We start from the raw sequence: 14,407 nt of genomic DNA on the forward strand, positions 1-14,407 counted from the left end.
TGCAGCTGACGCAATTTGCCCCCTGATTTCCGCAAAAGGTGCCCCCATGACCAAAATTGATACCCAAGAAAAGCTGCGTGCCATCTATGGTGCCCCCCTTGAAGTTGCCGTTTCAAAATGCCTTTCCGCACTTGATCCGCACTGCAAGCATTTCATCGATCTGGCACCTTTTGCCGTAATTTCATCGGCAGATTCGAACGGGGATGCGGATGTCAGCCCGCGCGGTGATGGTCCGGGTTTTATCAAGGTTCTTGATGACAACACCATCCTGATGCCCGACCGTCCGGGCAATAACCGGGTTGATACGCTGGCCAATATTGTCGAAAACCCGAAGGTCGGGATGCTGTTTTTTGTGCCGGGCATCAATGAGACATTGCGGGTAAATGGCACGGCTGAAATCCGTACCGATCCGGAATTGCTGGCGCAGTTTGCCGATACGCCAAAGCCGCCGGTCACGGTGATCAAGGTGACGGTCGAGGAAGCGTTCCTGCATTGTGCGAAATCGCTGATGCGGTCCAAATTGTGGGATGCAAATGCGCAGATTGACCGCAAGACGTTGCCGACCCTTGGTAAAATGATCAAGGATCAGACGTCGGCGAATTTCGAGGTCGGGACACAGGAAGAAGCCGATAAGTATTTCGCCGCATCGATTGCCGAGCGCGGTTGAGCTGAGCAGTTTTGCGCGGTTTGTGAATTTTAGTACAAGGCGATGACGGGATGTCATCGCCTTTGTCGTATTGGCGTTACAAAAAAATAAGACCAGATGGCCTGTAAGCCGGGTTCTGTCCATGCGGCAAGCCGCACTGTATGGCCATTCATCTGGGACGTCCGTCGCCGAACGCCTCCTGCAACCAACCCGAATGGTGGTGCGAAAACCCACCTGCCGACAATGCCGAAGCATCCGGCCGACCATTCCTATTAGGTTTTGCTCCCGGTGGGGTTTACCATGCGTCCCGCATTGCTGAAGGACCGGTGCGCTCTTACCGCACCCTTTCACCCTTGCCGAATGGCTTGCGCGATTCGGTGGTTTCCTTTCTGTGGCACTTTCCCTAGGGTCGCCCCCGCCAGACGTTATCTGGCACCGTGTTTCCGTGGAGCCCGGACTTTCCTCCCCCGCTGCGAACAGCAGGGGCGACCATCCGGCCATCTGGTTGCGGTGATGTAGGTTAGATGGGGTCGTTCGTCAAGAAAAAGCAGTGATCTCAATCGACTGTCTGTCGGGCGCAAAAATGCGGGCAAAAAAGCATTGGAGCCATGCAAAGACAGATTTGCGTTGCTATCCTAAAGAGTGTAAAAGTCGTCTTCAAATTCATCCACCCGTATAGTTATAGGCTGGCACATTCACCCATGCATCGGGCATTCTGGTTCATAGGCGCGGTCGCGCTGTTGTTTACGTCTGTCTGCGCGCAGGCAAAAGAGATCCGCATTTGTTACGACAAATGGGTTCCCTATGCCTATGAGGGGCGCAGCGGTGCGGAAGGTCTGTCGGTTGATATTGTGCGCACGTTCATGGAGCGGGCCGGGCATGAGGTGACATTTGTGTCGATGCCGACAGCACGGTGCCAGTTTTCCCAGCGGTACGGGGCGGTTGATGGCATTTTGCTTGATGACGTTGCGCATGCCAAAAGTGCCAACTTGAAGATATCATCAGACTCGCTGGCCAGCCGGGTGACGGTTGCGGTTGTGCGATCAAGCTTCCTTGAAAGCGAATATCGCGGGCCGGAAAGTTTTGAGGGCGCAAGCTGGCTTAAGGTTATTGGGGACCAGTATCCCGAGGCCATCGCAGGCAACCCGGATATGCATGCGGTCGAAGTTGGCGAGAATGCCAAAGGGTATGAGATGCTGCGCCGCCATCACGTCGATGTTGTCTTCGCCGATCTGGCGTCGATGCGCTATGACATTGGTGCCCGGCGCGACGCCATGCAGTTCAAGGTTTTGCACCCGGCTCTTGAGGTTGCCGAATTTTATCTAAGCCTTGGCGCAGAGACAGCCGACATCCTTGGCGACTTTAACCTTGCGATGGCGCACGGTGTTGAAAGCGGCGAGCTGGATAATATTTATTACCGCTACCTTGGTTTTAGCCGGAATGGCTATGCGCGCTATATCGAGCATTCTGACGGGGCGGGCGCGGCAGAGAGCAACAGCATTGAACAGTAGTGTTTCTGGATGCTGCGTCGTCGATAGGCAATCGGTTTGAGGTCGGCCCCTATGTCTATGTGGCTTTGACCAGTGCCTTGGCGATGGCCACGCATTCGTTATCAACCTTCCCGGAAATATCGGCCGGACGCCAGTGGCGCTGAAAGGCGATGCGGCGTTTTTGCCCGTCACCATCGCCATAGCCGATTTGATCGAGCAGGGGGTCAAGGTTGTCGGGGGATGTGAGGGCTTTGGGCGACATTTCGGGCGACCTCTGGGGCCGTATTTTGGGCCATAATCCGATGCCGTTTTCGGCCAGTTGATCCCATGGGAACAACTCGCCGGGGTCTTCTTTTCGGTCCGGGGCCATGTCGGAATGGGCGATGATGCGGCTGGCCGGGATGGTGTGGCGACCCAGGATGTCGCGGCACAGCGCAATCACCGATGTGATTTGATCTTCGAGGAAGGCGCGATAGCCATGTTCATGGCCGGGATTGACGATTTCAATGCCGATGGAGCGCGAATTTACATCCACGCATTTTTGCCATTCACCGCGCCCGGCATGCCATGCACGTTTGTCTTCATCAACGAGGCGGAAAATGCGCCCGTCTTCTTCGATCAGATAATGACATGACACCGATGACGCCGGATCACACAGGCGATCAAGGGCGATTTGCCCAGATTGCATGCCGGTGTAATGCAGGACGAGAATGTCAATCGGGCTGCCGTGCGGACGGTCGCCAAAGTTGGGCGATGGATGGTCGATGATGTGTGTCATTGCGCCGCTTGGCATGTCCGCATCGCCCCGCTTTGATTAATCCATGCCCTGGGTTTTGCGCTGTACCGGTTTGCGCAGCATAATCACGCCCACCCCGCACAGCACAACCGCCCCACCAATGATTTTCAGCACGGAAAAGGCTTCGCCAAAGACGATAAACGATCCGAAGACACTGATCACCGGGGCCAGAAGCGACCATGGCACGACAACATTGACGTCCTGAGTTTTTAGCAAGTGATACCAGAAGCCATAGGCGACAATCGAGGACATCACAACGGTGAAGCTGAGGTTGGCCCATGCCACCCAGCTTGCGTTCATGACGGCCTGAAACGCGTGCGGTTCAAAGATCAGCGAAAAGAAAAGCAGTTGCGGCGCGGCCATGAGTGCCATCCAGCCATTAAGCTGGAAGGTATCAATGTCGCCCAGTTTTTTGATCATGACATTGGCAACCGCCCACATGAAGGCGGCAAATACCACCAGCAATAATGGCAGTTGCAGATCCGTCATGGTCGGATCCCAGAACATGATAATGACCCCGATAAAGGCCAGTGCCATGCCCGAAAGCCGTTTCCAGCCCAACCGGTCATTAAAGAAATATGTGGCCAGCATCGATGAAAACGGCACGCCCAAAAGAACGATAATCGCCACCGGTCCCGCATCAATCATCGACAGGGCATAGAACAGAACCCCGAAATGGAGTGTGCCAAAGATAACCGAAATGATCGCCAGTTTTCCCATGCGCCCGCGTGGCATGCGCGCAAAGGGGACCAGCAGGGCCGCAACAGCGCCAAAGCGAATGGCGGTCAGCATGAAAGGCGGGATTTCACCGACCGCACCCTTGACGGTCAGCATGTTGACGCCCCAGATGATGGCGACGGACAAGGCCATGAGGGTGGCTTTTAACGGCATGGCGCGGGCTTTCAACATGGGTTGGCCCGATCCTTGTTCGGGTGCCAACCGGGTGACAATTGCCCGCAACCAAAGTCGGCGGCGGGGATTTATCCCTTGATCCACTGTTTTGCATCACAGGACAAATGAGTTGTTTTCAACTGCAGGCTCAAGTGTGGCGCATCTACCGTTGCGGGTAAAGTCCCGCAACGTTTCGCCCTCGCCAAAAGATCACTAGGTCCTGACCCCAGATGATCGGTCCTAGCCGAGTTCTTCACGCATCACTTCAAGTTCCAGCCAGCGGCCTTCGCACTCTTCGAGTTCGGCGCGCGCGGCATCAAGGCGGTCGGCCTTCTTCTGGAAGGCTTCGGGGTCCTTGGTGAATAGGCTGCCATCTGACAGGGCGGCTTCAATCTCGGCCATCTCGACCTCAATCTTTGCCATTTTGTCGGGCAGGTTGTCGTATTCGCGCTGATCTTTATAGCTCAGCTTGGCCGCAGCTTTGGGCTTTGCCGGGGCCGTGGCCGATGTGAAGGCCTTTTTGCCGGTCTTTGCCGCTGGACGGTCTTCGGTGGGTGCTTGTCCGGCATTTGAAAGTTTGCGCTGGGTGATGTAATCGGAATAGCCGCCAGCATATTCAACCGCCAGACCATCGCCCTCCATAACGATGGAGGATGTCACGACGCGATCAAGGAAGTCACGATCATGGCTGACCAGCAGAAGCGTGCCTTCGTAGTCATCAAGCATTTCCTGCAGAAGATCGAGCGTATCCATATCAAGATCGTTGGTCGGCTCATCCATGATCAGAAGGTTGGTCGGTTTGGCCAGTTGTTTGGCCAGAAGTAAACGATTGCGTTCGCCACCCGAAAGAGCGCCGACCGGGCTTCGGGCCTGCTTTTCATCAAACAGGAAATCACGCAGGTAACTGACGACATGGCGGGGATTGCCGCGCACCATGACCTGATCACCGCCAACATCGCAGAGCGTATCCCAAAGGGTCATGCTGTCATCAAGGGCGACGCGTTTCTGATCGAAATAGGATGCGTTCAGGTTGGTGCCGATCTTGATCGTGCCGCTGTCGGGTTCAAGCTGCCCGGTCAGCATTTTAAGCAATGTGGTTTTACCAGCCCCGTTCGGGCCAATGATCCCGACCTTGTCGCCGCGCAGAATACGGGTTGAGAAACCGGTCAGGATTTCACGGTCACCAAATGACTTGGCGATATCGGTGGCCTCGATCACGACCTTGCCCGATGTGCCACCCGTGTCAGCGGCAAGTGAGACATTGCCGATGCGATCAACCTGGGCGGAGCGCTGTTCGCGCATATCATACAGACGGCGCAGACGGCCCTGGTTCCGTTTGCGGCGCGCCGAGATGCCCTGCACCGACCAGACGGTTTCCTTGGCGATCAGCTTATCAAGCTTGGCGCGTTCCTCGGATTCTTTGCGGTAGATTTCCTCGGACCATTCTTCGAACTTGGCAAAGTTAAGCTTGCCCTGATGCATCACACCGCGATCAAGCCACAGCACCCCGTTTGACACCGCATTGAGGAATGCGCGGTCATGCGAAATCACCACAACTGCACCGCGGAAGTTTTTGATCTCGCCTTCGAGCCATTCAATCGTTGGCAAATCAAGGTGGTTGGTCGGCTCATCAAGCAGCAAGACTTGTGGGTCGGCAATCAGCGCGCGCGCAATTGCCGCGCGGCGGCCTTCACCACCGGAAAGCTGTTTGGGATCGGCCATCGGATCGATGCTGACCGATGCGAGGAGCATGTCGGAGCGATAGGAATATTCTTCTTCATGGGCATCAAGGGCGGACAGAACAAATTCTTCGACCGTGTCATAGCCGTCAAATTTGGGTTCCTGATTAAGGTAGGCCACCTTGCAGCCCGGCTGGACAAAGCGTTCGCCGCCGTCAGCTTCGATTTCACCGGCGATGATTTTAAGCAGGGTGGATTTGCCCCCGCCATTTCGCCCGACAAGGCACAGCCGATCCCGTTCGCCAATGGCAAATGAAACATCGGAAAACAGATCATTCCCGCCAAAGGTCAGGTGAATGTCATTAATATTAATCAGCGGTGGCGCCATGGGAAAACCGATAAGCTTGGGGTCAAAAATAAGTCCATTGGCCCCCTGCAAACAGCATATAGGGTGCCGTTGCAAGGGAAATCATCCGGGAGGGGCGATACAGGGTGCTTTTATGGTCAGCGAATGCCGCGTTCTTTGCGAATTTGATCCCAGGCGGCATTGATCCGGGCCATTTTTTCATTGGCCTGTTCGATGAACTCGGGCGGCATGCCTTTGGCCATCAGGGTGTCGGGATGGTTTTCGCGCGACAGTTTGCGATGGGCCGATTTCAGCTCATCGTCACTGGCGTCGCGGCCCAAGCCCAACTGTTGATACGGATCGGGTCCGTTCGAGGATGTATGGGCCTGATGCACACGGTCAAAATCGATATCGGCAAAGCCAAAGATATGGGCGACCTTTTTAAGGTAGGCCTGCTCGGAGGGGTGCAATTGCCCATCGGCCATGGCGATCTGATACAGCGCTTCGAGGATGCCTTCAAGCAGGGCACGTTCGCCGCGGAACATGGTGGCGATTTGCTGCGCATAAGGTTCAAACCCGTCGGGTGATGCCTTTGCCATGTCAAAGATACGACCGACATTTTTAGCCTCGCCCGGCGGGATGCTGAACACACGTTTAAAGGCATCGATTTCATCGCGGCTGACATGTCCGTCAACCTTGGCCATTTTGGCAGCAAGGATAATGACCCCCGTGGCAAAGGCGATCTGGCGTGGATCCTGCCCGCCCGGAAAGCTTTGGTAGCCGCCGTAATGGGGGCCTGATCCACCAAGTCGCGGGTCGGACGCGCTGTTTTTTATCTTGTCGACAACATGTCCTGCGGTTGCGCCAAGGATCGCGCCAAGCGGTCCGCCTAAGGCAAAACCAGCTGTTCCGCCAATAATTTTTCCCCAGATGCTCATGGGTGATTTTTGTCCTGTTGTTTGCGATGCCTGATGTGAAAGGCGGGTCAGGACAGCAGGCTTTGCCATCCGAATGCGTTCCCCCAACATAGTTTGGAGCGGGCAGAAAGAAATGGTCAAATCGCATTTTCTAATGCGTTCAGCTCAAAGGTATCGGGAGTGCTATACTTTGGTAGTATTTAAACTACCTTCAGTAGAATGTTTCTGATAAGTTGTGATAACAAGATTGTAATAAATAACCCTAGAATACAGAAAGTCGGGGTGGGAAATGTCCTTATTGTCACGCATGAAGCTGGTGTATCAGATCTCGCTTCTGAGCATTGTCGCGTTGGTGATCTTTGCAATTGTAGGTATTACGCAATTCATCGCCGATCAGCAACGCCAGTCCGCACAGCTTATCGCCAAGGCGGCGACGGCCGATCTGTCGATTGTCGATAACACCTCGCGTGCATTTCTGAATGCCCGGCGCCACGAAAAGGACTTTGTCCTGCGCCGCGACGAGCAATATATCACCGCACATGAGCAGTCATCTGGGAATGTGCGCGCCGGGCTTGAAACACTGGCCGCGCGCGAAGAACTTGACGAGCTTCTGGGCGAGGTGGACCAAGCCCGCGCAGCTTTTGAGCAATATGTCGCAGAATTTGCCAATGTTGTCGCCCTGCAGCGTCAGATCGGTCTGGACGGCAGTAGCGGCTTGCTGGGCGAAATGCGCAGTGCCGCATCCGAGGTTGAAGGTGCCTTGGCCGATGTTGCAAAGTTTGAAGCGATGCTGGGCTTAAGCGACAGTAAGGATTTGTCGATTGAGCTGTTGCAAATGCGCGGCAACGAAAAAGACTTTCTGGCAAATATGGACCCTGTACATATCGAGAATGTCGAGGGCCTCGAAAAGAAATTTGACGCATCCCTTAAAAAGGCAGGCAGCATTCAGGACGATAAGAAAGCCCAGCTTGCAAAGCTGATGGCGTCTTATGTTTCCAATTTCAAAACCCTTGCCGATGCGACGCTGGCGCGCGAGGAATCGCTTGGTCGGCTCAGCTCCTATTACGCGGCTGTCGAACCTATTCTTGCAACGCTCAGCACGGAAATCGGATCGGTCGCAGCAGACATGCAGGCGCGTTCCGAAAACATCGCGCGAACCGGTGTGATGGTGACCTTTGGCATCTTCATTGCCGGGACGCTTGTGCTGATTGTCATGTCGTTCATCTTGGCGCGTGCGATTGTCAGTGCGATTACCGGGCTGACATCAAAAATGACCCGTTTGGCCAACAGCGATTTCGACCTGCAACTCGGCGAAGCCGACCGTAAGGATGAAATCGGCGAGATGGGCCGTGCGGTTGTTGTGTTTCGTGAAAACGGGCTGGAGCGACAAAAACTTGAAGCCCGTCAAAAGGAAATTGACGAACAGCAACGCCAGCGAATTGCAACGCAGGAACAGCATATTCGCGAGTTTGACAATGATGTGGTCGCGATGATGAGCGAAGTGGGCACTGCGGTCGAGCAACTTCACTCCGTGTCAGAAGTCCTGCGGCGCAGTGCGACAACGGCGGATGAGCAATCAACAACCGTGTCGGCAGGGACGGAAGAAGCATCGTCAAATGTGCAACTTGTCGCAACGGCGGCAACAGAACTTTCCGCGTCCATTCATGAAATTGCCGGACAGGTCAGCGACACATCGCAAATGGCCATTTCGGCCAGTGAGCGGGCGCAAACCACCAATGAAGATATTCAGGGGTTGAATACGGCGGCCGTGCGCATTGGCGAAGTCATTGGAATGATCAATGACATTGCCGGGCAAACGAACCTGCTTGCGCTTAATGCCACGATCGAAGCGGCGCGCGCAGGCGAGGCAGGCAAGGGGTTTGCCGTCGTCGCAAGTGAAGTCAAGAACCTTGCCAATCAGACCGCAAAGGCGACCGAGGATATCACCGCGCAAATCGGCGATATTCAGCGGGCGACCGGATCGGCAGTTGAGGCGATTGATGAAATTGTTCGTATGATTTCCGATATCAGCGAACGCGCGTCGTCTGTCGCAGCCGCGGTCGAGCAACAAACCGTCGCCACCAGCGAGATATCGCAAAATGTCGAACAGGCGGCATCGGCAACGCGCGAGATTTCATCGGCCATGCAGGGCGTATCGTCCGCGGTTGCAGATACCACAGAGGCAGCACAGGATGTGCGCGGGTCTGCTGATAATCTTGGCAAGCAAAGCGATGGCTTGAGTGCGCGTATTGATCAGTTCCTTGAACGGATGCGCGCAGGCTAGGCCCTGATGCTCGCTAAACATTAAATGGCAGGGAATGCTGTTGGAAAAAGAAGTCCGATTTGATGTCGGGCTTCTTTTTTTTTGTGCGGACAGATACAGTCTTGCCCGCAACTGCAGCATTCTGGGCGGTGCGGTTGTGCATCTGAGTGTGCGTTTTGAGCGCGACTGGAATGACGTTCACACGCGGGGCGTCAAAAAAATCGATATTTTTCGCGTAATTTGATGTCATAGAACTCATATACCCCCTTATGAGACAAATGTGCTGCGATGGTGCGGTGCAAAACGGAACCAGATAAGACGGTCGGGGGCGCGACATGAAATTTCTATCTCGCATGCGGTTAATCTATCAGATTTCACTTATTGGTCTGTCGGCTTTGACGATTTTCGTGATCGTTGGGAGTGTTCTTTTTGTCGCGGATGCGCAGCGACAATCGGCGGAAAATTCCGCTGATAGTGCGCTTCAGGACCGTTTGCTGGTCGATAATATCGCCAAAGAATTCCTTAATGCCCGCCGTCGGGAAAAGGATTTCCTGCTGCGGCTGGATGAAAAATACGTCACAGATCACGCTGAAACAGTCGCAGCAGTTCATGACGGGTTGGAGCAGCTTTCAGCCAACCCCAAATTGGCGCCGTTTGAGACCGAGATTGGTTCAATCCTGACGTCATTTGATGCATATGCCGATAAGTTCAGCAAAATCGTCAATCTGCAGCGCGATATCGGCTTGACCGAAGAAGGTGGCCTTCTGGGCAGCCTTCGGTCATCGGTGCACGACGTTGAAGAAGCACTGGCAACCTATAACGCCGACAAGCTGACCGTCGTCATGTTGATGATGCGCCGCCATGAGAAGGATTTCCTGGCCCGGATTGATCCGAAATATGTTGATCGGATTGATGCCCGACTGGCTGAATTCGGACCGGCATTGGCAGCAACAAGCAGCATCCCCGATGATGAAAAGAAAAAGATCACTGGGCTTATGACGTCATACATCACTGATTTTAAGGCCCTGGCGGAAAAGATCCTGATACGTGAGCAGGAGCTTGGTTTGCTAAGCGATTATTACGCACAAGCAGAACCGGTTCTTGAGCAGTTGAGCATCGACATCACGGCGATCAACGAGATGTTGACCGCCCAAGCCAACGATATCGCTAAACGCAGTTTGATGGTCACGGTCATTATGTTTGTGGTCGGTGCGATTGCACTGATTGCGATGTCATGGCTTCTTGCGCGCGCAATTGCTGGTGCGATTGGCGGCCTTACCAATAAAATGGCACGTCTTGCGGAAAACGACTTTGACGTCGATATCAACGAGGTGCAGCGCGCCGACGAAATTGGCTCTATGGGGCGTGCCGTTCTGGTTTTCCGTGAAAACGGGATTGAGCGTAAAAAGCTTGAAGCCATTCAGGCAGAGGCAGATAAAAAACGCCGTATCCGGATGGAGACTCAGGAAAAATACATCCGTGAATTCGATGAAGCCGTGGTGTCGGTGATGGCGGAAGTCGGTGTTGCGGTCCAACAGTTGCATTCGGCCTCGAACGTATTGCGCAGCAGTGCTGACGTGGCGGCAACCCAATCAATCGCGGTCTCATCAGGTACCGAAGAAGCATCGTCAAATGTGCAATTGGTCGCAACGGCGGCAACCGAATTGTCGGCCTCGATCAACGAGATTTCCAGTCAGGTGACGGAAACCTCCAACATGGCGCAATCGGCAACCGAACGGGCGCGCAATACCAATGAAAACATTCAGGGGTTAAATGATGCCGCGCTTAAGATTGGCGAGGTCATTGGCCTGATCAGTGACATTGCCGGTCAAACCAACCTTCTGGCACTGAACGCGACAATCGAGGCAGCCCGTGCCGGGGATGCCGGGAAGGGATTTGCGGTTGTGGCAAGTGAGGTCAAGAACCTTGCCAATCAAACCGGCAAGGCTACGGAAGACATTACCAATCAAATCACAGGCATTCAGCAGGCAACCAGTCTTGCAGTTGATGCCATTGATGAAATCGTGCGGATGATTTCCGACATCAGCGAGCGGGCCGCCGCCGTTGCCGCCGCCGTCGAAGAACAAACCGTTGCGACCGGCGAAATTTCGCAGAATGTCGAACAGGCGGCCGCGGGTACCGAGGAAATATCGGCCGCGATGCAGGGGGTTTCGGGGGCGGTTGCTGATACCAATGTTGCGGCGAACGATGTGCATGGATCGGCCACCAACCTGGGCACTCAAAGCGAAAGCCTACGGGGGCAAATTGACGGGTTCCTGAAACGCATGCGATCACTTTAACGATGAATTGTCGGTAATAGATGGCGGCTGGGCTTTACCTTGCCGCCATTTTCACGATAAAATCACGACAATATCACGAGATATAAGTGTCAAATCACCCGCGAAACACCTGCGCGTGAGAAAAGGGGAACGTCTTATGACTGATAAACCACGCATTGTTTCATCATCGCATCTGGTGTCAGAGCGTGCTGCTGAACTTTCCGAACTTGAGTTTGCCCTGATCCTGTCGGGCAATGCGTTTGATCGCTGGATGGTGCGCTGCATGCGTGCGGCTGGCATGCCTGATCTGTCAGTTCTCGATATTCTGGTTCTGCATAATGTCAATTCACGCGAACGCGAAAAAAGCCTGTCGGAGGTTTGCTTTGTGCTTAATGTTGAAGACAGCCATCTGGTGAATTACGCGTTGAAGAAATTGCGCAAGCTTGGCCTTGTTGAAGGTAACAAGCGCGGTAAGGAAGTGCATTACGGCACGACACAGGATGGCCGTGCGATGTGCGAGAAATACCGCGAAGTGCGCGAAGCCTGCCTTGTCGAAACGTTCCAGCGTCTTGGCGTAAACAGTCAGGAAGTGGGCGATGTTGCCAAGACGCTGCGTGCAATTTCCGGTGTTTATGATCAGGCGTCGCGTGCGGCAAGTGCGATGTAAATCAGGTCCGTATGATTTAGGGTCAGGAGCCATTGAAACCAAATTAATGGGTCCTGACCCTAGGGCTGAGGCAACAGCGTTCGATTGTAGGTTGGTGACATCACGATCTCGTTAAAGCAGACCCGCATGGGAGCTGCGACCACGTAGGATACCATTTCGGCCAGATCGTCGGGTTTTAACATGAGTGAGAGTTCTTCATCTGTGACGGGCACCGGACGTTGTTTCAGGATCGGTGTAGCAACTTCCCCCGGACTGATGCAGCAGCAGCGGATGTTATTGTGCATTTCTTCCTGATTTATGCTGTGGGAGAGGTCGATAACGCCACGTTTGGACGCGATATAGGCCGGGCCGGCGGCAGGGAATTCGTGCCGCGCCGACCAGGAAGAAATATTGATGATCAGCCCGTCTTTTTGCGCGCGCATGACGGGCAAAGTTGCGCAAACCGTATTCGCCACGCCATTGAGATTGACGGCCACGATACGGTGCCAGTCGCCAATATCGAGGTCGCGCCAGTGTCGTTTGGGACTGTTCATCCCGGCACAATTGATCAGGACATTGATTTTGCCCATGGACGCCTGAATGTTGCGCGCAGCATCCGCGACCTGATCGCTGTTGCTGATATCAAGCGGGTGGATTTCGACCTTTCCGCCATCTGACTTGATCGCGGTTGCGACCTTGAGAAGTGTTTCTTCGCGCCGTGCAGACAGGGCGACCTGCGCGCCCGCCGCGGCAAGCGACTTTGCGATTGCTTCGCCGATACCGCTGCCAGCACCTGTAATCCAAACAGACTTCCCTGAAAGGTTCTGCATCCGATTTTTCCTTTTTGGTGATATTTCTGGATTCTACCATATGGCAATAAATCCAGAAATATCAGATTGATGGAAGATTTAAGCAGGATGACGCGGGCAAAATGTCCTGCGTAGTTTCCCGGTTTGTGCATGGCTGTTATGAATCAACATTGACAATTTGTCAGTAAAATGTGATTAATGTGTCGGGAGGATGCTTCGGAGTCTCGATACGCGCGATTCTGTATCGACTCCCAGTCACACAGGGAGACTTGAGCAATGCTTAAAAAGGCACTTTCGACTGTCGCAATCGCGGCAATGACACTGTCCGCCGGTATGGCGGCTGCTGCTGAAAAATGGGATATGGCAACGCCGTATCCGGATGCGACTTTCCACACCCAGAACATTATTGAATTTGCCAAAGACGTGAATGACGCGTCCGGTGGCGAGCTGACCATTACCGTTCATTCGGGCGGTTCGCTGTTTAAACATGCCGACATTAAACGGTCGGTTCAGCGCGGTCTGATCCCGATTGGTGAGACGCTGATTTCGCTTCTGGCCAATGAAAACCCGATCTACACCGTTGATGCGATCCCGTTCCTGGCGACGTCTTATGACGATGCCAAGAAACTTTGGGAAGTATCGCGTTCGGGCATTGAAGCCGCCCTTGAAAAAGACGGTCTGAAAGTGCTGTATGCCGTTCCGTGGCCAGCACAGGGTCTTTATACCGCGAACCCGGTTGCCAAGGTCGAAGACCTCGAAGGTGTTAAATTCCGCGCTTATAACTCCACCACGTCCCAGCTTGCCGATCTGACCGGCATGGTTGCAACGCAGGTTGAAGTGCCGGAAATCCCGACCGCCTTTGCCACCGGCATTGTTGAGGCAATGATCACATCGCCATCAACCGGTGCCAATTCCAAGGCATGGGATTTTGTGTCGAACTTCTATGACGTTCAGGCATGGCTTCCGAAAAACATGGTTGTTGTGAATGCCAAGTCGTTTGACGCCCTGCCAGAAGCCGCACAGAAAGCGGTTATGGATGCGGCAGCCAAAGCCGAAACCCGCGGCTGGGAAATGAGCATGGCCGAAGCAGATGCCAAGAAGAAAATCCTGGCAGAAAACGGCATGAACGTTGCAGCACCGAGCGACGAGCTAAAAGCTGGCCTGTCCAAAGCAGGCGAAACCATGGTTGCCGATTGGCTTGAAGAAACCGGCGATGACGGTAAAGCCATCATCGACGCGTTCAAGAACTAAGGTTCTTGTTATTTCACGGGATCGGGCAGGCAAAGCGTTCTGTCCGATCCCGACACGCCCCACATTTCAGGGGCAGGACCCTTTAATATGATTGTCATGGCAACCTCAATATTTGCGAAATACAAGGAAAAGCTCGCAGAGCGGGTTGGCATCCCGGCCAAGAGGTTTGACGCGGGAGTTCGCAAATATTGAAGTTGTCCTTCGGATTGATCGGATTTGCACGGGCTACTTTGTCGCAAGGCATTGAAAGATAAATATCTTCCTGCTGCCTTGCTCCGCGTATCCGCACAAATCTGATCAACCATTGCAAACATATTAAAGGGTCCTGACCCTCATGTTACTGTCCGTGTAGAAAGCAAACCACCATCGCGATAACCCGCGGGCGGAAAGGGGA

At 54.0% G+C, this 14,407-nt stretch carries 12 protein-coding genes and 1 other RNA gene; 7 read left to right on the forward strand and 6 right to left on the reverse strand.

The window, feature by feature from the left end; genetic code table 11:
• The first annotated feature begins 46 nt into the window (after nt 1-46).
• Complete coding sequence (locus tag K355_RS0114725; RefSeq protein ID WP_022732921.1) at nt 47-667, forward strand: pyridoxamine 5'-phosphate oxidase family protein; 621 nt, start codon at nt 47-49, stop codon at nt 665-667.
• Nucleotides 668-755: 88 nt separating this feature from the next.
• Here K355_RS0114725 and rnpB read toward each other — a convergent pair.
• An RNA gene (gene rnpB / locus K355_RS25160) (RNase P RNA component class A) lies at nt 756-1,151 on the reverse strand.
• 196 nt (nt 1,152-1,347) lie between these two features.
• Between rnpB and K355_RS0114730 the strand changes: the two genes are divergently transcribed.
• Nucleotides 1,348-2,157 (forward strand): substrate-binding periplasmic protein, encoded by an 810-nt coding sequence (locus tag K355_RS0114730; protein WP_022732922.1) that lies wholly within the window; start codon nt 1,348-1,350, stop codon nt 2,155-2,157.
• A 55-nt stretch (nt 2,158-2,212) separates the two neighbouring features.
• Here K355_RS0114730 and K355_RS0114735 read toward each other — a convergent pair whose 3' ends face one another.
• The 4 genes from K355_RS0114735 to K355_RS0114750 all read right to left on the reverse strand — a co-directional run bounded on the left by K355_RS0114735 (nt 2,213) and on the right by K355_RS0114750 (nt 6,786).
• Nucleotides 2,213-2,929 carry an N-acetylmuramoyl-L-alanine amidase gene (locus K355_RS0114735; RefSeq protein ID WP_022732923.1) on the reverse strand — a complete coding sequence of 239 codons (717 nt, stop codon included), beginning with the start codon at nt 2,927-2,929 and terminating at the stop codon, nt 2,213-2,215.
• A gap of 21 nt (nt 2,930-2,950) precedes the next feature.
• Entirely contained in the window at nt 2,951-3,841 is an 891-nt protein-coding gene (locus K355_RS0114740) for a DMT family transporter (protein WP_022732924.1), read from the reverse strand.
• A gap of 222 nt (nt 3,842-4,063) precedes the next feature.
• A complete protein-coding gene (locus tag K355_RS0114745; RefSeq protein WP_028791629.1) occupies nt 4,064-5,890 on the reverse strand; it encodes an ATP-binding cassette domain-containing protein in 1,827 nt (608 codons plus the stop codon).
• 116 nt (nt 5,891-6,006) lie between these two features.
• Nucleotides 6,007-6,786, reverse strand: a complete 780-nt coding sequence (locus K355_RS0114750) for a TerB family tellurite resistance protein (protein WP_028791630.1) — start codon at nt 6,784-6,786, stop codon at nt 6,007-6,009.
• Nucleotides 6,787-7,054: 268 nt separating this feature from the next.
• Between K355_RS0114750 and K355_RS0114755 the strand changes: the two genes are divergently transcribed.
• The 4 genes from K355_RS0114755 to K355_RS0114770 all read left to right on the forward strand — a co-directional run bounded on the left by K355_RS0114755 (nt 7,055) and on the right by K355_RS0114770 (nt 11,974).
• Nucleotides 7,055-9,049, forward strand: coding sequence for a methyl-accepting chemotaxis protein (locus K355_RS0114755; RefSeq protein WP_022732927.1), 1,995 nt, complete (start codon nt 7,055-7,057; stop codon nt 9,047-9,049).
• A 40-nt stretch (nt 9,050-9,089) separates the two neighbouring features.
• Nucleotides 9,090-9,272, forward strand: coding sequence for a hypothetical protein (locus K355_RS0114760; protein ID WP_147250409.1), 183 nt, complete (start codon nt 9,090-9,092; stop codon nt 9,270-9,272).
• 91 nt (nt 9,273-9,363) lie between these two features.
• Nucleotides 9,364-11,328 carry a methyl-accepting chemotaxis protein gene (locus K355_RS0114765; protein WP_022732929.1) on the forward strand — a complete coding sequence of 655 codons (1,965 nt, stop codon included), beginning with the start codon at nt 9,364-9,366 and terminating at the stop codon, nt 11,326-11,328.
• Nucleotides 11,329-11,464: 136 nt separating this feature from the next.
• The gene (locus K355_RS0114770; protein ID WP_022732930.1) at nt 11,465-11,974 is read left to right on the forward strand and encodes a winged helix DNA-binding protein; all 510 of its coding nucleotides are present in this window, start codon (nt 11,465-11,467) and stop codon (nt 11,972-11,974) included.
• 59 nt (nt 11,975-12,033) lie between these two features.
• Here the strand turns inward: K355_RS0114770 and K355_RS0114775 are convergent, their stop codons facing one another.
• Nucleotides 12,034-12,783 carry an SDR family oxidoreductase gene (locus tag K355_RS0114775; RefSeq protein WP_022732931.1) on the reverse strand — a complete coding sequence of 250 codons (750 nt, stop codon included), beginning with the start codon at nt 12,781-12,783 and terminating at the stop codon, nt 12,034-12,036.
• 255 nt (nt 12,784-13,038) lie between these two features.
• Between K355_RS0114775 and K355_RS0114780 the strand changes: the two genes are divergently transcribed.
• Nucleotides 13,039-14,013, forward strand: a complete 975-nt coding sequence (locus K355_RS0114780) for a TRAP transporter substrate-binding protein (RefSeq protein ID WP_022732932.1) — start codon at nt 13,039-13,041, stop codon at nt 14,011-14,013.
• Nucleotides 14,014-14,407 lie beyond the last annotated feature (394 nt).

Source organism: Thalassospira lucentensis MCCC 1A00383 = DSM 14000 (genome assembly GCF_000421265.1).
Classification (GTDB): Bacteria; Pseudomonadota; Alphaproteobacteria; order Rhodospirillales; family Thalassospiraceae; genus Thalassospira; species Thalassospira lucentensis.

Excerpts from the sequence above, each read along its gene's own strand:
- K355_RS0114725 (WP_022732921.1), top strand. The coding sequence starts at position 47 with ATGACCAAAATTGATACCCAAGAAAAGCTGCGTGCCATCTATGGTGCC.
- K355_RS0114730 (WP_022732922.1), top strand. The coding sequence starts at position 1,348 with ATGCATCGGGCATTCTGGTTCATAGGCGCGGTCGCGCTGTTGTTTACG.
- K355_RS0114735 (WP_022732923.1), bottom strand. The coding sequence starts at position 2,929 with ATGCCAAGCGGCGCAATGACACACATCATCGACCATCCATCGCCCAAC.
- K355_RS0114740 (WP_022732924.1), bottom strand. The coding sequence starts at position 3,841 with ATGTTGAAAGCCCGCGCCATGCCGTTAAAAGCCACCCTCATGGCCTTG.
- K355_RS0114745 (WP_028791629.1), bottom strand. The coding sequence starts at position 5,890 with ATGGCGCCACCGCTGATTAATATTAATGACATTCACCTGACCTTTGGC.
- K355_RS0114750 (WP_028791630.1), bottom strand. The coding sequence starts at position 6,786 with ATGAGCATCTGGGGAAAAATTATTGGCGGAACAGCTGGTTTTGCCTTA.
- K355_RS0114755 (WP_022732927.1), top strand. The coding sequence starts at position 7,055 with ATGTCCTTATTGTCACGCATGAAGCTGGTGTATCAGATCTCGCTTCTG.
- K355_RS0114765 (WP_022732929.1), top strand. The coding sequence starts at position 9,364 with ATGAAATTTCTATCTCGCATGCGGTTAATCTATCAGATTTCACTTATT.
- K355_RS0114770 (WP_022732930.1), top strand. The coding sequence starts at position 11,465 with ATGACTGATAAACCACGCATTGTTTCATCATCGCATCTGGTGTCAGAG.
- K355_RS0114775 (WP_022732931.1), bottom strand. The coding sequence starts at position 12,783 with ATGCAGAACCTTTCAGGGAAGTCTGTTTGGATTACAGGTGCTGGCAGC.
- K355_RS0114780 (WP_022732932.1), top strand. The coding sequence starts at position 13,039 with ATGCTTAAAAAGGCACTTTCGACTGTCGCAATCGCGGCAATGACACTG.